A 20,973-nucleotide genomic window follows, 5' to 3' on the forward strand; every position below is an offset into this window, starting at 1 on the left:
GCTAGGCTTTGCAGCTTGTTTGTTGAAAAGCCAAGTCCGGAAGCCACCCAGAATATCTGGGTGGCTTTTTTTATGTGGTTTTTATACCTTCTGCGTAGCAAGTGCTTTCCCTTGGCTCCACCCTACTTATCTGAAAAGCATGAAACAGAAGTTACTCTTGCTCATGGCTGCTGTGTACCTGTTGCCAATGTGGCACGCGCACGCGCAATACAGCACCCCCGGTACCGGCCAGCGCTACACCCTCACGCAGCTAGCGGCAGCTTCTGGCGGCTACGTAACCCGTACTGCCGGCGCCTGGCTCATCAACGATACTATTCGGCTGGCCGCCACGGATACCCTGCGGATCAATACCAATGAGCTAATTCGAGCAGCTGACCGAGTGCAGGTACTTATAGATGGGGTGTTGCAGGTCACCCCACCCGACTCGGTGGTGTTCACTGCCCAGAATGCCGGGGCACCGTGGGTCGGTTTGTCGTTGAGCGGTACTAGCACGGGGTCGGTGCTGCGCCACACGGTGGTGGAGCGTAGTGGCGGGCTGCGTGTGCTGGACGCCAATGTGGAGCTAACCGATTGTGTGCTGCGCTACAATGTGTCCACGATTGGAACTCGCTTGATTAACAGCGGGGCGCTGAGTTTGTCGGGAAATCGGGCCCTGATACAGCGGTGCCGGTTTGTGCGCAATGCGCGTGCTGGTATCAACTCTCCTTCCAACCGCCCGACGTCTCCCATCATCGAGGACTGCACCTTTTTGGAGAACGACACCGAAAATGGCAACTATCCGCAAATCAACCTGGGTACTGGCAACCCCACTTTCCCTATCCAAATTGAGGGCTGCACAGTTATCGGCAACCCTGCAACCAACATGGCGGGTGGTATTGGGGTATCCAACCTGCTGGGCGGAACGGCTGTCACAACAGTTATTATTCGCCGCAATACGGTGCGCAACAACCGCTACGGCATTGCCGTCATTGGAGCTAACATCACTTCCTATGTGACGGGCAACGTGGTGGAAAACAACAACACCAATCCTAATGCCCAGACCGGTGGAAGTGGCCTCAACTTTCAAGGCAACCAAACGCAAACTGGGGTGGTGTCGCGGAACGTGTTGCGTGGCAACTTGTGGGGCGTGACGCTGCTCCGCACAGGTACGGCGGGCGGGCCGGTAGTCAGCTTCGGCAACATAAGCAGCCGCGACACCACCGATGTGGGACTGAACCGTCTTGCAGGCAACGGCAACGGTGGGCAGACCTACGATTTCTATAACAACACGCCCGACGCAGTGAAAGCAGAAAACAACGATTGGGGTACGGCAACGGCCAGTCTCATCGAAGCCCACATCTTTCATCAGCCCGACCAAGCTAACCTGGGGCTCGTTGATTTTCAACCTTTCCGCCAGCCTTTGGGCACGCACAACCGCCGTAGTGCCGCGGCGCCCAGTGTGTATCCTAACCCGGCCCACGCGGCTGTCACGTTCAAGCTAATCGGAGCCTCCCCGGCCCGTGTGCTGCTGCATGATGCTGCGGGCCACCTCGTGTTAAATGAGCTCCTGCAGCCCCTTGGTGGGCAGGCAGTGCTCCGCGCGCCGCAGTTGCGTCCAGGCCTGTATTGGTATCAACTCACGCAGGCAGATGTGGTTAGCACTGGTAAATTGATGATAGAATAACGGTAGAGCCGTCTAACAACGGGTGTCTCGGTTTGCTTCTCGATTTCACCTGCTAATCCGGGAGTTGGGTTGTATCTTTGCGGTCCTGTTCACCAGCCGTCTTGCCGTGTTGCTTGTTCGTGAGATTTGGTATTTGATGCTCAAAGACTTCCGTTTGGAATGGCGTCAGCGTGCGGCACTCAACGGGATGCTGCTGTATGTGGGCAGCACGGTGTTCGTATGTTTTCTGAGCTTCTCGTTGAAGGGTGGTTTGCCGCCTGCACCGGCTTGGAACGCACTTTTCTGGATTATCCTGTTGTTTTCGGCGGTGAATGCCGTAGCCAAGGGCTTTCTACAGGAAAGCCGCGGGCGGATGCTCTACTACTATACACTGGTACCCCCACAAGCGGTTATTTTGGCCAAGATTGCCTACAACGCGCTGCTGCTGCTGGGCTTGGCGCTAGCGGGTCTCGGATTGTACATGATTGTGCTGGGCAATCCGGTGCAAGATCCCACGCTGTTTGTTGGTAATGTAGCCTTGGGGGCATTGGGTTTCGCCTCTACGCTCACACTGGTATCGGGCATTGCAGCCAAAGCCACCAACAGCAATACATTAATGGTAGTGCTGGGCTTTCCGCTCATGATTCCGATGCTCCTGCTGCTCATTAAAGTTTCAAAAAACGCGCTGGATGGATTGGAGTTTGAAGCCAGTGAAAGTGCCTTGCTGACCTTGGTAGCCCTCAACCTAATTGTGGGGGCGGTGTCGTATCTGCTGTTTCCTTTTCTATGGCGAAGCTGATTCAACTACAGGAAAGCCAGCGCCACTCTGCCCAGGCTTTAAGAGAAAAAACATTTTCAATCGGTTGAATAACTTATCAGTTGAATTTGTTATTCCATGAAAAGTATAAGAGCAGGCTTTAGCAACGTATCGTTTCTACCTCTCAATTTCTGATTGCTCATGAAAAATAATTGGTGGAAGGGCCTGGCAGCTATCCTGCTGCTTTACACAGCAGTATCAGGCTTTCTGTTGCCAGTGCCGCGGTTGGCCATCCTAAACGAAACAATTCGTAACCTCTACTTCCACGTGCCGATGTGGTTCGGGATGACCTTCATTCTGATAGCCTCCGTGTACTATTCTATCCGCTACCTGCGTACGCCCACTCCCCAACTGGATGTGCTGTCGCACGAAGCGGCCAAAACCGGAATCTTGATGGGTATTGTGGGGCTAGCAACCGGCAGCATCTGGGCTAAATACACGTGGGGAACCTGGTGGACCAACGACCCCAAGCTCAACGGCGCAGCCATTGCCATGCTTATTTACGGCGCTTACCTAGTGCTGCGTTCCTCGTTCACCGACGAGCAGCAGCGGGCCCGAATTTCAGCCATCTACAACATCTTCGCCTTTGCCACGGCCATGCCGTTGTTCTACATTCTGCCGCGCCTCACCGACTCGTTGCACCCTGGCGCGGGTGGCAATCCGGCTTTCGCTAAGTATGACCTCGACGATAACATGCGGTTGGTGTTCTACCCAGCCGTAATTGGCTGGACGCTGCTAGCCTTCTGGTTGGCACAGGTAGCCACCCGCATTTCTTTGCTTAAACTGAAAGTGTATGAAAAACAGCTTGTTTAACCAGAGCAAGAGCCTTGCAAACTCGGGTGCTTTGCAGCTCAGGCTACGCAAAAGTGCTTTGTTGCTGCTCGCTTTGTTGTTGCCAGCGCTTCAGGCGGTTGCCCAAACCACCGACACACCCGAAATGGCCGATGCCTTCCGGAGCGACGGCAAGATATACGTGGTAGTAGCCGTGGTAACGGTGGTACTAGCCGGCCTGTTGGCGTTTTTGGTGTCGCTCGACCGGAAAGTAACTCGCTTGGAGCGGGAGTTGAAAGACTAGCGAAGCAGCTGGACAGGGAAGTTCAAGATTCAACCTAGTTGAATATTTACTTGGATTCTCTGCCACTCAGTTGCCTTCTCGGGACCCTTCTGGGTGTTTTCTTTGTTACAATAATCCCTGGCTCGGGCTGAGCCGTTAGGTTTCTTTTACAACATGAAAAAAGCACACATTCTGGCTATTGCTGTCATTGCTGTGGCCATTGGCATCATCATGAGTGCCGCCGGCGACGCCAGTGTATACGTTTCTTTCAAAGAAGCTCGTGAGCGGGCTACCGAAGGAAACCTAACCAAGGTGCATGTAGTAGGGCGTTTGCCCCGCGACAACCAGAAGAACATTCTGGGTTTGGAGTACAACCCGGTCCTTGACCCTAACTACTTTGCTTTTACGCTGGTAGATACCAATAGGGTTGCCCAGCGCTGCATCTATTTCAACCCCAAGCCCCAAGATTTCGACAAGTCGGAACAGGTGGTGATTACGGGAGCCATGCGCAACGACATTTTCGTGGCCGACAAGATTCTACTGAAGTGTCCTTCTAAGTACGTCGAGAAAGATCTGAAAGGCGCAACAGCAGGCATCAACTAACATAAGACAATGAACAACCAGCAACTGAAAGCCCCGCCACTGAATGCGCATTTGCGCTTCTGGCTGCGCGTTTTCGTTGTTCAGTTGTTCGTTCAGCAGCAGTTGCTGCTGCGTGCCGAAGCCCAAGTCGCCAACGATGACATCAAGCATCGGCAGGTGCTGCGCGCAGAGCAGCCCATCAAGTCTAGCACCACCAACTGCACGGTGCAGTGGAGTGCCGTGGACGAGAAGCTGACTGGTAAGTGCATCGAGTACCACAACGACCAGTGGTTTGAGTTTACGCCGCAGGTTTCGGGGCGGTACTACGTGAACGTTGGCGGTCAGCAGTGCCGCGACACCCGCGGGGTGCAACTGGTAGTGCTGACGGGTACACCGGGCCAACCAGATACCTACAACATTCTTTCCTGCACGTCGCTAGGCAGCCAGGATGATGTGTTTGTGACGTTGGACGGGTTGCGCGCCGGGCAGCCCTATCTGCTCGATGTGGATGGCTACCTCAAGGATTTCTGCGAGTTCAGCTTGGCCGTAAGCCGCAAGCCGCAGGGGCTACCAGCCGTGGCGGCCCCGCTGCTCTCGACGGTGGCCGCTTCCAACAACAAGCTGTTCACGCTGCGCTGGAGCCTGTCCGACACGCTGGCTGCGGTTCAACAGTTTCGGGTGTTGCGGCGGGAAGCAGGTGAATTCCGTGCTTCTGCGCAAGCCACCCTGGAAGTAAGCCGCACCACTTTGGGTGGCAGCAGCACTGAGTACAGCTGGACGGATACTCTTTCAACTCCTGGTCGCTACCTCTATCAAGTGGTGGCTGAAGCGTCCGACAATGCGGCGCCCGTGGTGGTGCAGCAGCAGTGGTACGCGTTCAGCCAACTCCTACCGGAGGCTGGCTACTTTTCTGGTATCGCCAGCCAAGCAGCCCAACGCGCCACCAAAGCGCAGCAAAGCTGGGAAAGACGCAGCCACCGGGCCCGCATGAAACGACTGGCTGGGCTGAAACGGCGACAACCTAAATCTTAAAACAAGTTCTGGTTGACCGGTTATATCCTGGCAGGTCAGCTTCTTCTCTTACAATGCATTCAATATGCTAAACACCTTCATTGGCGACGCTGGACACTTAAGTGTCATCGTGGCTTTCGTGGCAGCCACGGTGGCAGCGTATTCCTACTATATGGCGTCCCGCAACCAGCCCTTGGGGCAGTCGGATGCCAGCTGGCTGCGAATTGGCCGGGGCGCATTCCTCGTGCACGGGGTGGCGGTAGTGGCCGTGATTGCCTGCTTGTTCGGTATCATCCACGGGCACCGCTACGAGTACTACTATGCCTGGAGCCACTCCAGCAACCACTTGCCGGTGTACTACATGATTTCCTGCTTCTGGGAAGGGCAGGAGGGTAGCTTCCTGCTATGGATATTCTGGCACGTTGTGCTAGGCCTCATCATCATGCGCTTCAACAAGATGTGGGAGGCCCCAGTAATGGCCGTATTCGCGGGGGTGCAGTTGTTTTTGACGTCCATGATCTTGGGCATTGTATTGGGTGGCGTGAAGATTGGCTCTTCGCCCTTCATTCTGCTCCGCGACTTCCTGACCGACCTACCCGTGTTCAAGCTGAACCCCAACTTCATTCCAGAAGATGGCACGGGCCTGAACGCGCTATTGCAGAACTACTGGATGGTGATTCACCCACCGACACTATTCCTGGGCTTCGCTCTCACGTTGGTGCCTTTCGCCTTCGCTGTAGCCGCCCTCTGGAAAGGCGAGTTCACGAAGTGGGTGAAACCAGCGCTACGGTGGTCGTTGGTGGGAGGCTTGGTACTGGGGGTAGGCGTTATGATGGGGGCCTACTGGGCCTACGAGACGCTCAACTTTGGCGGCTATTGGAACTGGGACCCGGTGGAAAACGCCGTGTACATTCCGTGGCTGGTGCTGGTAGCCGGTATTCACGCGCTGGTGCTCTGGAACCAGCGCCGGACGGCCCTGCGCACGTCTTTCGTGCTGGTGGTAGCCACCTTCTTGCTTATCCTCTACGCTACGTTCCTAACCCGTAGTGGGGTACTGGGCAACGCCTCTGTGCACTCCTTCACTGACCTTGGGTTATCGGGCCAGCTGATGATCTATCTGGGAGCCTTCGTGGTGCTTGCCATTGTGTTGCTGGCGAAGCGCTGGAAGCAGATTCCGGTTTCCGAAAAAGAACTGACTACGTACAACCCGGAACTGTGGGTGTTTGTGGGAGCCACTGTGTTGTGTTTGGGGGCCTTCCAAGTGCTGGTGACCACCAGTATTCCAGTGTACAATGCCTTCTTAGGCTTCGTGGGTATCAAGTCCAACTTGGCTCTGCCTGCCGACCAGATTGCGCACTACACCAAAATTCAGTTGTGGATGGGTGTGGGAGTAGCCTTGCTCTCAGGCTTAGCGCAGGTGATGTGGTGGCAGCGCAACGACAAAACCACTATTGTTAACTCGCTTACCAACCCTGGCGCCCTGGCACTGTTGGGCTCGGCGCTGGTTATTCTGCTGCTACGCTACAACAAGCTTACGATTTCGCCTACGTACATCGTGCTTCTGACGGCCGCGCTGTTCGGCGTGCTGGCCAACTTAGGCGTGGTGCTGAAAATGTTGCTGCGTCGTGCGCAGCTTTCCGGCGGTGGTGTAGCCCACTTAGGTATTGCGTTGATGCTGCTCGGCATTCTGGGCTCAGCGGGCTATTCCAATATCATTTCCAAGAACATGTCGGGCATGGTGTATTCCAAGGAGTTCGGCGAGGAAATGAACCGCGACAACGTGCTGCTGTGGCGCAACGATACCACCCCCATGGGCGAGTATGATGTAAGCTATACCGGCCAATACTTTGACGTGCCCGGCGTGCCTGAGTACGTGAACAAAGACATTCTCTTCCGCCTCGAAGACGAATACAAGGCCTTGGCTCGCGGTGATATCAAGTTTGGTGATAAGCAGTATTATAAAGCGGGCGATACTGTAGACATCCTGCCCGAAAACACCTACTACCGCGTCGAGTACAAGAACCGGAAGTCTGGCAACGTCTTTACACTGTACCCCCGGGCCCAGGAAAACGAAGAAATGGGTGGCCTCTTGGCTTCGCCGGATATCAAGCGTTTTGCTTCGCACGACATTTATTCCCACATCAACGCCGTGCCGCCGATGAAGGAAAAAGAGTGGAGCGAGCTGAAGGAGTATCAGCTGGCAGTTGGCGACACCATTTTCTTAAATGACTATTTCGCCGTGTTCCGCGCTATCGAGCCAGCACAGCAAACGGCCGGCCTCGGCCTTGGTAAGGACGATTTGGCTATTCAGGCCGACGTTATTGTGTTTGGCGAGAAGCAGCGGGAATATCACGTACACCCCATCTTTGTTGTTCGCAACCGCCTCATCGGGCGTGTGCCCGATGAGATTGAGGACCTGGGCCTGCGCTTGAGCTTGAACGCGGTGGACCCCACTGCCGGCAAGTTCACTTTCGGGGTGAGCACCACACAGAAAGACTACATCATCTTGAAAGCGGTTGAGAAGCCATTTATCAACCTGCTATGGAGCGGCACCTTGCTGATGGCTGTTGGCTTTGGCTTGGCATTGCGGCAAAAGAAAACCAAAAAGGAGCCGGCAGTAGCAACCATACCGACGCCTGCTGTTCGTGTATCCACCAAAAAGCCTCGTCCCGCACAGCGCGTAGCGTAGCAAGCTAAAATCCTCACACACAAAAAGGGCAGCCGAGGAGGCTGCCCTTTTTGCATAGATACAAAGTGAGTGCGCTTACTTAGCGAGCACGAGTTGGCGGGTGGTATACTCGCTGCCAGTCTGCACCTTAAGCAGATAGATGCCGTTGGCCAAAGTCGAAAGGTTGACTTGGTTGATGAAGTTGTCTTGCAGGCTGTGGTGTACATGTTCGTCATGGAGTAAAGGATCGAGAATGAAGAAGGAGTTTAATGGAGTATTTTAAATATTATAATAAAAATAATATATAGCTCAACTATTCGCTCTTGATAAGTTACCTGCTCTTATGCAGGCTTACCTGCACGAAGGCCATAAAAACTGTGTATGGCCTCTTATTCTGATAATGCAACCTGTTTGGTTTTTTCAATGACACCCGATTTCCTCTCCCTGCGTATTGTTCTGCTTGGTGCCGGCCGCGTAGCTAGCCAACTTGGTCCGGCTTTGCAGCAAGCTGGGCATCAGATATCGTACGTCTGGAATCGTAGCCAGGCAGCAGCTCACGCCTTAGCAGCCACGCTGCCCGGTGCCCAGGTGCTGCCTGATCTGAATTTCACCACCTTGCCGGCTGCGGACGTGTATCTGGTGGCTGTGTCTGATACGGCTGTGCCAGCGCTACTGGCACAAGCGCAGTTTCCGGTGGGCGCCGTAGTGGCACACACCTCCGGGGCCGTTCCGCTTTCCGTTTTCAGTGCATATTCGGGTGTTCGGGGGGGCGTATTCTATCCGCTTCAGACATTCAGTGCGGGCCGCCCTGTGAATTGGCAGACGGTGCCTTTCTGCATAGAAGCGGCTGACCCTGCCGCCGAGGCCATGCTCCTGCGCCTAGCGGGTACTCTCAGCAGCAGTGTGCAACGCGTTGCTACCCCTCAGCGGCAGGCCATACATGTAGCAGCAGTGTTTGCCTGCAACTTTACCAACCACCTGTTTGGCATCAGCCACGCCCTTCTGCAAGAGCAGCACTTGCCTCTTTCGCTACTGGCCCCCCTCATCCAGGAAACAGTAGACAAAGCCCTTGCAGCTCCGCCCTTCACGGTTCAAACTGGTCCCGCAGCTCGCCAAGACGAGCCCACGCTGGCCCGCCACCAGGCTGCGCTACGTGCGTATCCGGAGTGGCTTGAGCTATATAAAGCGCTCAGTAACAGTATAAAGCAACAACAAGCAGCACTCAGTGTAAACAACCAACGTGTCTAATAGCTTTGAATCGGGAGCGGGGGTGCGTACCTTCGTGCCCTTGTTTTTGCCTCGTTTGAAGATTCCTTTGTGAAAGCTGTCAATATTACCTTCCAATTTCAGGACGGCCAGCCCGCCCAGACCCATGTAGCCGCCGAAGGCGAGTCGGTGCTGGACGTTGCCCTCAACAACGGTATTCAACTGCAGCACAACTGTGGTGGTGTATGTGGCTGTAGCACTTGCCATGTATACGTGCTGCAAGGGGAAGACCAACTCCCAGAAATCAGCGATAAAGAAGAAGATTTCATTGACCGTGCCGTAAACCCGCGCATCAATTCGCGTTTGGGGTGCCAGTGCGTGGTGCAAGACAGCACGCAGGACTTGATTATTCTTATTCCACCGCAGGAGTTCCTAGGACACTAAGGTCCAAGTTGTAGCAGCCGGCCATTGGTGGTAGCTACGCTGGTGCCGCTGTTTTGTCCGTAAGCATAAGTGCAAACACTCATCTAGTAAACTTCCCTCATGGCCCATTTCGAGCCCCCGATGCACTGGAACGACCACGAAGACGTGGCCATTGCCCTCTACGAAAAGTTTGGCGACGACTTCACGGAAGCAAAAATTTACCGCATCCGCTTCACGGAACTGCTGGAGTGGGTGCTGAGCTTGCCCAACTTCGAGGGTACAAAAGAAGAATCCAACGAAGGACACCTAGAGCAGATTCAAGCCAAGTGGGTGTACGAATGGCGCGACAACCAAAAATAAAATCTCCCTGCCAAGCCTAGCCTGAAGACCAACCTACCACCCTTATGTGTAGGGAAGTTTCCAAGCTAGGCTTTGTCATTTCAATACCCAGTATGCTGCCCGATTTATCAGCTATTAAGGCGTTTATATTCGATGTAGATGGCGTGCTGACGGATGGCACTCTGCTGGCGCTCAATTCAGGTGAGCAAGCCCGCACCTTCCACATCCGCGACGGTTACGCCATTCGGCACGCCCTGAAACAAGGCTACCGTATTGCCATCATTTCGGGCCGGGAGGAAGAAGGGGTGCGCAAGCGCTTGGAGTCGTTGGATGTGCGTGATATTTTTCTGGGGGTAGACGACAAGATGAAGATCTTCAACACCTACATCAACACCTACCGCCTCGACCCAGCCCAAATTGCGTATATGGGCGACGATATGCCCGACGTGGAAGTGATGCGCCGCTGCGGCTTAGCCGCCTGCCCCGCTGATGCCGCTGCCGACGTCCTCGCTGTCAGCAGCTATATAGCCGAAAAACCCGGTGGCTACGGCGCTGTGCGCGAGCTACTGGAAGCAGTGCTCAAGGCCCAGCAAAGCTGGTAACCAGCCCCGAAAAGCAGCGCTACACCATCTTGATTGCGAGCAATAAAGGCCTTTTTGAGCCGGGTTGCGCTTTTCCCAATTACCTCTATCTTTACCCGATCATCTATTCACCATTTTCTTTATTACATGAAAACAGGAACCGTAAAATTCTATAATGAGTCGAAGGGCTACGGCTTCATTACAGATGACGAGACGAAGGAAGACTTCTTCGTGCACGTGACGGGCCTTAACGGGGGCCAAATTCAGCAGAATGACCGGGTGGAGTTTGATACACAGGAAGGTCGTAAGGGTGTAAATGCCGTAAACGTGAAGCGCGTATAGTTTCCGTACCGTTTCGCTTTTCTATTCTAGAAAGCCTCCCCATGTATGGGGAGGCTTTCTTTCTGTTATTCGCGGCACTTTGCGGCACGTTTGCGGTGCTGCTGCGTTATCTTTTTATTTCTTGTGGCTTATCAGTTTGTGGCTATGGCATCTGCCTTCTCCTTTTTCACTGCGGCAGCGGGTGGGCCAGCTGGGACGGGCAGCGACAAAGACGAGTCTGGACTTCGTTTGCGCCCGATTGCCCGACTTATTCGGCTGCCCAACTTGTTGATCATGCTGCTCTGCTTGGTGTTGGTGCGAGCCGGGCTGCTACACCCGGCTACTCCCTTGGCCACCCTGTTGGACTGGCGCTTTGGGGTGCTCGTGCTGGCTACCTTGTGCGTAGGAGCGGCCGGCTATATCATCAACGACTACTACGATGTCAAGATTGACGCCATCAACCGGCCGGGGCGACTAGTGGTGGGGCGCGAAGTGAACCGCCGCCGGGCCATGCTGGCGCACCTGTTGCTGTCGGGGCTGGGTGTAGGCATGGCCGGGATGCTGTCGCCGCTGCTGGGTGTTGTCAACCTGGGGTCGGCGCTGCTGCTGTGGGGGTATTCGGTGCGATTCAAGCGGGTCGCACTGGTTGGCAACGTGAGCATTGCTACGCTCACGGCGGCGCTGGTGCTGCTGCCCGAACTACAACTGCGCACCGGCAACGATAATGTGTGGGTGTATGCATTGGCCGCTTTCCTGCTCACCGTGGTGCGTGAGATAGTGAAAGATGTGGAAGACATGCGGGGTGATGCCCAACACGACTGCCACACGCTGCCCATCGTGTGGGGGGTTGCACGCACAAAATGGGTGGCGGGTTTTTTCTTGGGCTGCCTGGTGGTGCTGGTGGCGGGGGCTGGTGCCGAGGCACTACGCCACGGCCCGGTACTGTTGGGCTTATGGCTGCTGTTGCTCGTGCTGGGCCCTTTGTTTGCGCTGGCTCGTTTATTGTGGCGCGCCGATCAGCGGCGGCATTTTGCAAAACTGAGTAAGTGGTGCAAAGGAATAATGCTGGCCGGCGTACTCTCTATGCTGCTAGTGAACGTAATAGGGTAAAACCGTAGCCGCTACTGCTGCGTTTACAGCAAACAATTGCGTGTTTATCGTGTTGCCGGCTGAAGAGTTTATCTGCACGTGCTGGCTAACTTGAAAATAGCTCACTCCTTATTTTTCCTTTTTCAAAGCCTTTATGCGCTTTCTCTACCTGCCGCTGGCCTTGGCTCTGTGCGGCCTGGCCCATCATGCTGCTGCTCAAGTAGCCCCCGATTCCACTGCCCCGGCCGCTGCCGCAACGCCACCTCCCGCCGCCCCTAAGCCCCGCAAGTTTGCCGACAAATTTGCGGGCAGCGACAAGCCCAGCTTTATTCCGGTGCCGGTGCTGTTTTCTCAGCAAGAAACCGGTTTGGCGGGTGGCTTATCTATCCTGCCGGTATGGCGCTTCGGCACCGATACCACCACCCGCAAGTCCAACGCCCGCTTCGTGGGCTGGATCAGCCAGAAAGGCCAGACTAGCTTACAGGTGACGCACAACATCTTCACGCCGGGCGAGAAGATGTACTTGCTGGGAGAAATCAGCTATTACGACGTAAACTTCTTCTACTACGGCGTCGGCAATAACACCCGCAAAGCCGACGAGTCGGAGGTGGACTACAAGCTCTTCATTTTCAACCAGCGGGTAATGCCGCGGATAGCTCCCAACTTGTTTGCTGGTCTGCAGTACCGTTTCACGGGGCTGCGCGGCGTTGCGTTCGACAAGCCAGGGGAAGAAGGTGGCACCAACAAGTTTCAGCAGGATCTGAACGAAGGCATTCTCTCGCAGCGCGAAGCAACTGGTGGCAACACCTCGGGCTTCGGACCAGCCGTTCTCTATGACGGCCGAGACAACGTACTGTCTACGTACCGCGGTCAGTACCTGCACGTTCACGGGCTGTTCACGGGCAAGTATGCTGGCAGCGACTACACGTTCAGCCGATATCAGATTGATGCGCGGCACTTCCAGCCGTTGTTTGGTAGCAACAATACCATTCTGGCAGTGCAGTACCTTGGCCAGTTCCATTCGGGGGGCCGGGTGCCCTTCCGCGAGCTTAGCGCCTTCGGCGCCGATTTGGGCGGTTCGATCTACAACTACTCTACGCTGATGCGCGGTATCTACGAGGGCCGTTTCCGCGACCGGCAGATGATGACCTTCCAGGCCGAGATTCGCCGGAAGCTGTTCTGGCGTTTTGATGGGGTGGTATTTGGCGCCGTGGGCGAGGTGGCCAGCCAGTTCAACGACTTCTCACTTGGCGGAACCAAGGTGGCTGCTGGTTTCGGCGGCCGTTTCCGCTTCAACCGCCGCGACCGGCTTAACCTCCGTCTCGACTACGGAGTTGGCTCTGGCGGAAACTCCGGAATTTATTTTGCGGTGGGCGAGGCCTTCTAGCAGCCGACTATATCGTTCGAAAACCGCTTCGTGTAGCCCATGAAGCGGTTTTTTGTTTTATACAGTTAGTGCTCTGCTTTACAAACAAATAACCTAATCTCAACAGCCTTGCGTATGAAGGTAGCCTGACACACCCAGACCTAGTGGATTTCATTTTATGCGCTTCTTCTATCTCACCCTGTTGAGCATGGTTTGGCCGCTGCACCTAGCCGCCCAAACCCCCGACAGCGCTACTTCGGTTTCCGCTAGTGTTCCGCCTGCTCCCGGCATCAAAAAAAACTCTCGGTTCGGACCCCGTCCGGGCAGTAAGCCTAGCTTTATGCCGGCCCCGGTGGTCTTTTATCAGCAAGAAACAGGCTTTGCCGCGGGGGTAGCCGTTGTGCCCGTGTGGCGCTTCGGCACCGATACGCTGGTGCGCAAATCCAATGCCCGGCTGATTGCCTGGTACTCGCAGCAAAAGCAAAGCACTGTGCAGCTCATTCACACGGTGTTCACGCCCGGAGAAGAGTTCTTCTTTTCTGGCGAGCTAACCCGCTACAACCAGAAGCTGTTTTACTACGGCGTTGGCAACAACAACTCTTCGAAATCAGAGTCGGAGTTGAGCTATAAGCTGATCATTTTCGATGAAAAAGCGCTGAAGCGAGTAGCCCCCGACTTGTTTGTGGGGTTACGCTACCGCTTCACCAACACCACCAGCATCGAGAGTATGAGTCACGCCAAGGATGAAGGGGCGAACTACTTTCTGCGCGACCCCCGCGTGAGTGCCCGCGAACGGCAAGACACCCGTGTGTCGGGGCTGGGCCCTGCCATCCTCTACGATAGCCGCGACAACGTGCTGGCTACCTACAAGGGCGCTTACGTGGACGCGCACGTACTGTTCAATGACAAAGCCATCGGCTCCGAATACAAGTTTGTTCGGTATCAACTCGATGCGCGCTACTTCCGGCCGCTTACTACCTCCAACAACACCATCCTGGCGCTGCAATACGTGGGGCAGCTGCACACGGGCAGCGTACCGTTTCGGGAGCTAGGCGGGCTGGGTGCAAATTTGGGCGGTGCTCTTTACAACAATGCAAGCTTGATGCGCGGTATCTACGAGGGCCGTTTCCGCGACCGGCAGATGATGACCTTCCAGGCTGAAATCCGTCAGAAGCTGTTTTGGCGGATTGATGGGGTGGTATTTGGCGCCGTAGGTCAGGTTGGCAACAAAGTGAGCGACTACAGCTTCGACCAGACCCGCCTGGCGGGCGGCGGCGGGTTGCGGTTCCGTTTCAACCGCCTCGACCGGCTCAACATCCGCCTGGACTGTGCCGGTGGAACTGATACGGCGCCAAGCGTTTACTTTGCGGTAAGCGAAGCCTTTTAATTACCCGTTCTGCTGGGTTTTAGTTAAAGGAACACGTTCTGTGTTCGGTTTGGAATGCAGCTGCCACCTCGGGCATCCACGGAAGCCCGACTTGGTGTATATTCCGTTCCCGGTGTTGCCATGGTGGCAGTGAGTTGTGGGCCAGGACTCGTCTATGCGTCTGCGCTACGCCTTTGGATTGCTGTTGATCTGCTTGAGTGTGCAAAGCGCCGCGCAAGCCCCCACTGATTCGATTCCTTCGTTGGAAACTGCCCCAAAGCGGCAGAAAATTAGCTTTGTTCCCATTCCGATTATCTTCTCACAGCCCGAAACCGGATTAGGGTACGGGGTAGCTGTTTTGCCGGTGTGGCGTTTCGGTACTGATACGCTGGTGCGCAAGTCCAATGCGCGCCTGCTTGCGTGGCGCACCCAACAGCGGCAAAGCTTAATTCAGCTGACGCACAGCATGTTCACGACCAACGAGCAGTATATTGTGAGCGGTGAGCTAAGCTACTACTACCGGTTTCCTATCAACTATTACGGTACGGGCCCCCGCACTTCGCGCTCCGATGAATCGGTGATTGAGTACAAAGTGTTTATTGGGCAACAGCGGGTACTCCGGCGGCTACGCCCCGACTTGTTTGTGGGGTTGCAAGGGCGTATCACCGATCTGCGCGACCTACAAGTGAAGCGCGACATCGAGCGCGACGGCATGGTAGTAGCGCCCAGCCGCTTTCAGGAGCGCCCGGTGCGTGAGCGACAAGACACGCGCGTGATAGGAGTAGGGCCGGTGCTGCTCTACGACCACCGCGACAACGTGCTGAGCGCCTACCGAGGCTCGTATCTGGAGCTAAGCGCTTTGTTTAACGGCGGCGCCCTGGGTAGCGACTTCCAATTCGGCCGCTACCTGCTCGATGCACGTCGGTACATATCGCTCGACCAAGACCACAAAACTGTGCTGGCTGGACAAGTAGTAGGGCAGTTTCAGGCGGGCGCGGTGCCGTTTCGGGAGCTAGCCAACCTAGGTGGCGACAAGCTGCTGCGCGGCTACTACGATGGTCGGTACCGCGACCGACAACTGGTAGTGGCGCAGGTGGAACTGCGGCGGCAATTGTTCTGGCGCTTCAACGGCGTCTTGTTTGGGGGAGTAGGACAAGTGGGGAACACCCTAGCTGATTTCGATGAAGGCGGGCTCAAGTACACAGGTGGTGCCGGGCTGCGCTTCAAGTTCAACCGCCGCGACCGACTCAACGTCCGCTTTGACTACGGAGTGGGCCGCGACGGCTCCACCGGATTTTATTTCAATTTCGGCGAAGCTTTTTGAAATTAAAATCGAGCTAGAAAAGAAATCTAACGCTCTGTTAGATAAGAAGTACTGTCGGGGTTGGGTAGAGGCCTAAACAGGGGTATAAGCAAAAAAGAAGCTCGACAATAGACAAAGTGCAAGCTCGTCTGTTTATCCTTCTATTCTGAGTCGAATAGAAGATACCTGATGTTTACTGCTGCACGCCCGCTCCTTTCCTCTGAAACCACCTTTTTGCGTACCCAACAGCTTGGAAGTCATGTAGAATGGCCGGCTGCTTCACCAAGCACTCGTTTGCGCATCAGCGTTATCATTCCGGCCAAAGATGAAGCAGAGAATCTGCCCGCAACGTTGGCGGCTTTAGCAGCGCAAACCGACTTGCAAGGACAACCTTTGGACTTCGCTAGCTACGAAGTGCTGGTGCTAGCCAACAACTGCCACGACCAAACGGCTAATGTCGTCCGGGCTTTCGCTCAACGGCATCCACGCCTAGCGTTCTATGTAGCCGAAGTGCAATTGCCCGCCCTCGACGCGCATGTAGGCCAAGCTCGTCGCTTGCTCATGGACGAGGCCTGCCGCCGTTTAGAACGCAGTGCTGGCTCCGCGGGCATTATTGCCAGCACCGATGCGGATACTCGCGTGTCGCCGACTTGGTTGGCGGCCATTCAATCTGAAATACAGGCTGGCAATGATGCGGTGGGGGGGCGTATTTTTCCGGAGCGTACTATTTCCGGAGGCTGCTTGGTACGTCGTACGCATCTGCGCGACGCTACGTACCGGGTACTCCGCGCCCACCTAGAATCCCTGGTCGACCCCGATCCGGCCGACCCGTGGCCTCGCCACCACCAGCACTACGGGGCTAGCTTGGCGCTTACTGTGGCGGCCTACCGGCAGGTAGGAGGGTTGCCAGCGGTGCCTTTTCTGGAAGACGAGGCCCTTTGGCAGGCGCTGCGCCGCCACGACCTGCGGCTTCGCCACAGCCCGGGCGTACAAGTAACCACGTCGGCGCGCTACGCGGGGCGGGTGGCAGTGGGGCTGTCGTGGCAGCTGCGCGAGTGGGCCCAAATGATGCGCCAGCAACGGGAGCCCCTCGTGGAAAGCGGTGCGGCGCTGGTAGCCGATTGGGCTGCGCGCCGGAAGCTGCGCCAGCTTTGGGAAAACAACCGGATGCAAGCGCCGCCACGGCCGCTGCCTTCCTGCATCCGGATGGCGGCCATTCTAAGCGTACCGGCCGGCGCATTGACCAAGCAAATAACCAACGCTGCTACCTTTGGAGCGCTCTGGGAGTGGGTGCAAACGCACCGCGCCAGCTGGCGCCGGGGCCGCCTGACCACGCTGCCCTTGGCCGTGGCCGAACTACGGTTGTTGATTGCCCAGTACCAGCTAGCAGAACTCGATGTGAAAGTGCCGGCTCCGGCACCCACGCGCCGAATGCTAGCGCCGAGCCAGCAAGTCCAGACGATACTGCGCGGCTCGATGGCCGTGTAAGTGCTCTAGCGGGCCAGTAGGTAGTGTTTTGGCCAGGAAAAATTCGTGCACCTCGTCGCCCGTGAGGGGATAGTCGTGGACGGTGGGCGTCCAATGCACTAGCAGCAACTGACCACCGGGCCGCAACGCGGCCAGCAGCAGGTCTGCAACTTTCGCCAGGTCTGGCGCTGCCCAGTAGTAGCCTACTTCCGATAGCACAACCAAGTCGAAGGTGTCATCGGATGGAAACTCTGCCGGCAAGGTCATCTGGCGAAACTCCACTTGCGGCAGGTGGCTGCACCGCTGGCGGGCGCGCACCAAAGGAGCCTCGGCCACGTCCACTGCCAGCAATTGACGGCAACGGGCCGCCAATTGCTCGGTTAGCACGCCCAACGAGCACCCCACTTCAAAGGCCCTGTCGTACTGCTCGTTGGGCAAGGCTGCCACGGTATCCAGGTACTTTGCTTGCTCGTAGGGGCTGGTTTCGAAGCTCCACGGGTCGTTGTTGGCGCGGTACACTTCATCAAAATACGCTGGGGGCAAGGTGTGGGGCTGGTTCGGGTTCATAGCAAAGGTGAAGCGCAGGAGTGGCAAAAAAGGTCCTTCTCAAGGAGCGGGAACGGCAAAATGCGCTTCTGCTCCCCAAGAAGGACGACAAGGCAATGGAACGTGTGTGGATGTTTAGCTACCCAAGATTTGCTCGATAGAGGCGAGTTCCTCGGTGCTGAACTGCAAGTTGTTGAGGCAATGCAATGAATCGGTCAGCTGCTCGGGCTTGCTGGCTCCAATGAGCACCGATGTCACCCGCTCGTCTTTCAGCACCCAGGCCAGGGCCATTTGAGCTAGGCTTTGCTGGCGTGCCTGCGCCAGGTCATTGAGTTGCTTAATTTGGGTGAGCCGCTCAGGGGTTAGCTGGTTTTCAGTTAGAAACCCAACTCCCTTGGCTACTCGCGAATCACTCGGGATGCCGCCTAAATATTTGTTGGTGAGCAGGCCTTGCGCCAGCGGCGAAAACGGAATGCAACCCACTCCTTCCTGCCCAAGCAGGTCCAGCAAGCCGTCTTCCACCCACCGCTCAAACATCGAGTACTTGGGTTGATGAATCAGGCAGGGAGTGCCCAGTTCTCGCAACATCCGAATAGCCTCGGCGGCTTCGGCGGGTTGGTAATTGGAAATGCCCACGTACAAGGCTTTGCCTTGGCGCACCAGCAGGTCGAGGGCCGTCATGGTTTCCTCTAGTGGAGTGTCGGGGTCGGGGCGGTGATGGTAGAAGATATCCACGTACTCCAGGCCCATGCGTTTCAGGCTTTGGTCGAGGCTGGCTACCAAGTACTTTTTCGAGCCCCATTCACCGTACGGGCCTTCCCACATGTTATAGCCTGCTTTCGACGAGATAAGGAGCTCGTCGCGGTAGGTGCTGAAGTCCTCGCGCAGTATGCGCCCGAAATTGATTTCCGCGGAGCCGGGAGGCGGCCCGTAGTTGTTGGCTAAGTCGAAATGGGTAACGCCACTGTCGAAGGCCCGCCGCAGAATAGCGCGTTGGTTGGACAGCAGATCAACGTCGCCGAAGTTGTGCCACAAGCCCAAGGAAACGGCGGGCAACTTCACCCCGCTGCGGCCACAACGGCGGTACGGAATAGCTTGGTAGCGTGTAGGACTAGGAAGGTAGTGCATGAAAGGGTAGGATTAGGGTCCGACGAGCGGCAACATACCAAGGCTTTTCTATTTCACCTCTATGTAAGCCTCATACGGCTGCGCAAAATGAGCGAGCATCTCAGGGGAAAGCAGGAAGCCGCTCGGGTCATCGGGGATGATGCCGGGTGCTAGCTGGGAGCGGTGAGCGGCAATAGCCCGCTGTTTCTGCGCTATCACCGGACCGATATCGAGGCGCCAGCCGGTGGCTTCGCCCGGTTGCGGCAGGTCGGCGGGGGTGGCTCGTTCCCAGGCCCACACCACGTATTCGAGCAGGCGCGGCTGTGCAACGCCCGCGGCCAGTGCCGCCCGCACCAGCTGGCTGGTAGCCCGGTGGTCGGGGTGCGGGTCGCGCCGCCACGGGCACAGGATGCTTGTAGGCACGGCGTCTGCAAACAACTGGCGCAACTGCGCAACTGCTTCCTGAAAACCCGCCTCCCCTTCGCTTGGTACGCGGCTATCGGGCAGGCCCAGACAAACAAGGTTGTCGGGCGCCACGCCCAGTTCGGAGAGGGCCGCCCGTAGCTCTGCTTCGCGCAAGGCTCGGCGGGCAGCGGCCGGATACACCTGCGAATGGGGGTGCGACATCGTACCGTCGCTTATCAGCACCACCTGCACCGGCACAGCCGATTGCCGTAGCAAGGCAAGCAGTCCGCCACAGCCCAACGACTCGTCATCGGGGTGCGGAACAACGATGAGCGTAGGGCCTACTTGGAGGGCGTATTCGGGCGGCCGGGTCGGCAGCGTGCGCAAGTCAAACGGGGGGAGCTTGGTCATGCCAAAGCTGGAAAGCGGGGCCTTTACGATCGAGGGCGAAGCGGCCGACATCGGCTTGAGCAGCATCGGGAGCCGGCTGACGCAAGTAGTGAGTTAAGTCGCGGTGCAAACGCTCGAAGGGTTCTGGTTTCAACAGGCCCCGGGCACCCACGCAGCGCTCAGCCAGTTGCAGGACGCGCAAGCAAATCGTCTCAATGGCTGTGCGCATCATATTGGCATACGCCACGGTGGCTTCGGCACTGGTTTCGGCGGCGAGCCGGCTAGCATTGCGCGCCGCGCCGCTTAGCCACAGGTTGCCGCTTTCAATCAGCAGCGCCATTTCACCTAAGCGCTGGCGCTGATACGGGTCATCGGTGCGGCCCAGCCCTTGCAGAAACTGGCGGGTTTCATCGAACACCGCTTCGGCCCCACCTAGCTGCACGGCGGCAAACCGGATGGCTCCGCCGCTAAACCAGGGCTGCTGATAATAGTCGCCGGGATTCCCCAGTAAATCTTCTGCCCCAATTTCAATGCCCGTAAAGTCGGCCCGGGCACTGGCGGTGGCGCGCATACCGAGGGGCCGCCAGAAGCTGGCATCATACGCGGGCTGCTGCTCGGTGGTAGGTAGAATCAGGAGCTGCCAGCCCCCGTCTGGTAGCGCCGCCGACAGCAGCGGGCGGCTTATGTAGCCTGCACCCGAAGCAAAGGTTTTGCTGCCGTGCAGCCGGAAGCGGCCGTTGGCCAGTGGTTCCAGCTTCACCCCATCGGCGGCTTCGGTGTTCCAGACGCCGAACCAGTGGCCTTCGCGCGCATCGGCGGCCCATCCGGCCACCTGCGCATCGGTGCCTAAGCGTTGCAAAAGCTGCAAGGCATTCATATGGCCTTCGTACAAGCGGCCCACCGCCAAGTTGCCGCGGCCTATGTGTTTGAGCGTGTGTAGCAGGGCCAGTGTCTGGTCTGATTCGGCCAAGCCGGCGCCCCCTAGCCCCACCGCCAGCGGAGCTTGCAGCAGGCCTGCCTCGCGCAGCCAAGCAAGTTCCTGCTCTGGAAAGCCTCCCTCGAAATCTGAGTGCACTGCGTGGGCGAGCAAGCGCGGCGCTAGGTAGGCCGCGGCTACCTCCGGCAACGCAAACTGCGGAGCCAAGCTAGCCGCCGGGGAAGAGAGAGTAGGGAGGGATAAGGCAGCAGGCATTGGCTGGGCAGTGGATAGGGTTGAAATGCTCTGAATAGCCGGTAATGTTGGGCTTATCGATTCTCAACAGCATTTATTGCCTCTTGTTCAGGTTGGAG

22 protein-coding genes are annotated in these 20,973 nt (G+C 56.7%); 17 read left to right on the forward strand and 5 right to left on the reverse strand.

What is annotated here, in order from left to right; translation table 11 throughout:
• The first annotated feature begins 139 nt into the window (after positions 1 to 139).
• From MTX78_RS02930 to ccsA, 7 genes are all read left to right on the forward strand, one after another.
• Positions 140 to 1,663: a T9SS type A sorting domain-containing protein gene (locus MTX78_RS02930; protein ID WP_243799755.1), complete on the forward strand. Its 1,524-nt coding sequence runs from the start codon at positions 140 to 142 to the stop codon at positions 1,661 to 1,663.
• Positions 1,664 to 1,799: 136 nt separating this feature from the next.
• On the forward strand, positions 1,800 to 2,441 hold the full coding sequence (locus MTX78_RS02935; protein ID WP_243799757.1) for a heme exporter protein CcmB: 642 nt from the start codon (positions 1,800 to 1,802) through the stop codon (positions 2,439 to 2,441).
• Positions 2,442 to 2,600: 159 nt separating this feature from the next.
• A complete protein-coding gene (locus tag MTX78_RS02940; RefSeq protein WP_243799759.1) occupies positions 2,601 to 3,272 on the forward strand; it encodes a cytochrome c biogenesis protein in 672 nt (223 codons plus the stop codon).
• Positions 3,253 to 3,534 carry a CcmD family protein gene (locus MTX78_RS02945; RefSeq protein ID WP_243799761.1) on the forward strand — a complete coding sequence of 94 codons (282 nt, stop codon included), beginning with the start codon at positions 3,253 to 3,255 and terminating at the stop codon, positions 3,532 to 3,534. Before MTX78_RS02940 ends, MTX78_RS02945 begins: the two co-directional genes overlap by 20 nt.
• A 153-nt stretch (positions 3,535 to 3,687) precedes the next feature.
• Positions 3,688 to 4,116, forward strand: coding sequence for a cytochrome c maturation protein CcmE domain-containing protein (locus MTX78_RS02950; protein WP_243799763.1), 429 nt, complete (start codon positions 3,688 to 3,690; stop codon positions 4,114 to 4,116).
• Positions 4,117 to 4,125: 9 nt separating this feature from the next.
• On the forward strand, positions 4,126 to 5,127 hold the full coding sequence (locus MTX78_RS02955; protein WP_243799765.1) for a hypothetical protein: 1,002 nt from the start codon (positions 4,126 to 4,128) through the stop codon (positions 5,125 to 5,127).
• 64 nt (positions 5,128 to 5,191) lie between these two features.
• On the forward strand, positions 5,192 to 7,795 hold the full coding sequence (gene ccsA, locus MTX78_RS02960) for a cytochrome c biogenesis protein CcsA (RefSeq protein WP_243799766.1): 2,604 nt from the start codon (positions 5,192 to 5,194) through the stop codon (positions 7,793 to 7,795).
• 75 nt (positions 7,796 to 7,870) lie between these two features.
• Here the strand turns inward: ccsA and MTX78_RS25410 are convergent, their stop codons facing one another.
• Positions 7,871 to 7,948, reverse strand: coding sequence for a hypothetical protein (locus MTX78_RS25410; protein WP_394805612.1), 78 nt, complete (start codon positions 7,946 to 7,948; stop codon positions 7,871 to 7,873).
• A gap of 249 nt (positions 7,949 to 8,197) precedes the next feature.
• Between MTX78_RS25410 and MTX78_RS02965 the strand changes: the two genes are divergently transcribed.
• The 10 genes from MTX78_RS02965 (at position 8,198) to MTX78_RS03010 (ending at position 17,256) form a co-directional block, all read left to right on the forward strand.
• On the forward strand, positions 8,198 to 9,022 hold the full coding sequence (locus MTX78_RS02965; RefSeq protein WP_243799767.1) for a Rossmann-like and DUF2520 domain-containing protein: 825 nt from the start codon (positions 8,198 to 8,200) through the stop codon (positions 9,020 to 9,022).
• Positions 9,023 to 9,091: 69 nt separating this feature from the next.
• Entirely contained in the window at positions 9,092 to 9,424 is a 333-nt protein-coding gene (locus MTX78_RS02970) for a 2Fe-2S iron-sulfur cluster-binding protein (RefSeq protein ID WP_243799769.1), read from the forward strand.
• Positions 9,425 to 9,523: 99 nt separating this feature from the next.
• The gene (iscX, locus tag MTX78_RS02975) at positions 9,524 to 9,763 is read left to right on the forward strand and encodes a Fe-S cluster assembly protein IscX (RefSeq protein WP_243799771.1); all 240 of its coding nucleotides are present in this window, start codon (positions 9,524 to 9,526) and stop codon (positions 9,761 to 9,763) included.
• Positions 9,764 to 9,855: 92 nt separating this feature from the next.
• Positions 9,856 to 10,344 carry a KdsC family phosphatase gene (locus tag MTX78_RS02980; protein ID WP_243799772.1) on the forward strand — a complete coding sequence of 163 codons (489 nt, stop codon included), beginning with the start codon at positions 9,856 to 9,858 and terminating at the stop codon, positions 10,342 to 10,344.
• 126 nt (positions 10,345 to 10,470) lie between these two features.
• Positions 10,471 to 10,665, forward strand: coding sequence for a cold-shock protein (locus MTX78_RS02985; RefSeq protein WP_022824432.1), 195 nt, complete (start codon positions 10,471 to 10,473; stop codon positions 10,663 to 10,665).
• 144 nt (positions 10,666 to 10,809) lie between these two features.
• Entirely contained in the window at positions 10,810 to 11,754 is a 945-nt protein-coding gene (locus tag MTX78_RS02990) for a geranylgeranylglycerol-phosphate geranylgeranyltransferase (protein WP_243799774.1), read from the forward strand.
• Positions 11,755 to 11,887: 133 nt separating this feature from the next.
• Positions 11,888 to 13,120 (forward strand): BamA/TamA family outer membrane protein, encoded by a 1,233-nt coding sequence (locus MTX78_RS02995; protein ID WP_243799776.1) that lies wholly within the window; start codon positions 11,888 to 11,890, stop codon positions 13,118 to 13,120.
• A gap of 157 nt (positions 13,121 to 13,277) precedes the next feature.
• On the forward strand, positions 13,278 to 14,486 hold the full coding sequence (locus MTX78_RS03000; RefSeq protein WP_243799777.1) for a BamA/TamA family outer membrane protein: 1,209 nt from the start codon (positions 13,278 to 13,280) through the stop codon (positions 14,484 to 14,486).
• A 154-nt stretch (positions 14,487 to 14,640) separates the two neighbouring features.
• Positions 14,641 to 15,789, forward strand: coding sequence for a BamA/TamA family outer membrane protein (locus tag MTX78_RS03005; RefSeq protein ID WP_243799779.1), 1,149 nt, complete (start codon positions 14,641 to 14,643; stop codon positions 15,787 to 15,789).
• Between the two features lie 168 nt (positions 15,790 to 15,957).
• Positions 15,958 to 17,256 carry a glycosyltransferase gene (locus tag MTX78_RS03010; RefSeq protein ID WP_243799780.1) on the forward strand — a complete coding sequence of 433 codons (1,299 nt, stop codon included), beginning with the start codon at positions 15,958 to 15,960 and terminating at the stop codon, positions 17,254 to 17,256.
• Here the strand turns inward: MTX78_RS03010 and MTX78_RS03015 are convergent.
• The 4 genes from MTX78_RS03015 to MTX78_RS03030 form a co-directional block, all read right to left on the reverse strand.
• Positions 17,203 to 17,802, reverse strand: coding sequence for a class I SAM-dependent DNA methyltransferase (locus MTX78_RS03015; RefSeq protein ID WP_243799782.1), 600 nt, complete (start codon positions 17,800 to 17,802; stop codon positions 17,203 to 17,205). The genes MTX78_RS03010 and MTX78_RS03015 overlap by 54 nt on opposite strands.
• Before the next feature lie 114 nt (positions 17,803 to 17,916).
• Positions 17,917 to 18,909 carry an L-glyceraldehyde 3-phosphate reductase gene (mgrA, locus tag MTX78_RS03020; RefSeq protein WP_243799784.1) on the reverse strand — a complete coding sequence of 331 codons (993 nt, stop codon included), beginning with the start codon at positions 18,907 to 18,909 and terminating at the stop codon, positions 17,917 to 17,919.
• A 48-nt stretch (positions 18,910 to 18,957) separates the two neighbouring features.
• A complete protein-coding gene (locus MTX78_RS03025; protein ID WP_243799786.1) occupies positions 18,958 to 19,704 on the reverse strand; it encodes a PIG-L deacetylase family protein in 747 nt (248 codons plus the stop codon).
• On the reverse strand, positions 19,682 to 20,875 hold the full coding sequence (locus MTX78_RS03030; RefSeq protein WP_243799788.1) for an acyl-CoA dehydrogenase family protein: 1,194 nt from the start codon (positions 20,873 to 20,875) through the stop codon (positions 19,682 to 19,684). Before MTX78_RS03030 ends, MTX78_RS03025 begins: the two co-directional genes overlap by 23 nt.
• Positions 20,876 to 20,973: the final 98 nt, after the last annotated feature.

Origin of the sequence: Hymenobacter tibetensis (assembly GCF_022827545.1) — a bacterium.
GTDB lineage: Bacteria > Bacteroidota > Bacteroidia > Cytophagales > Hymenobacteraceae > Hymenobacter > Hymenobacter tibetensis.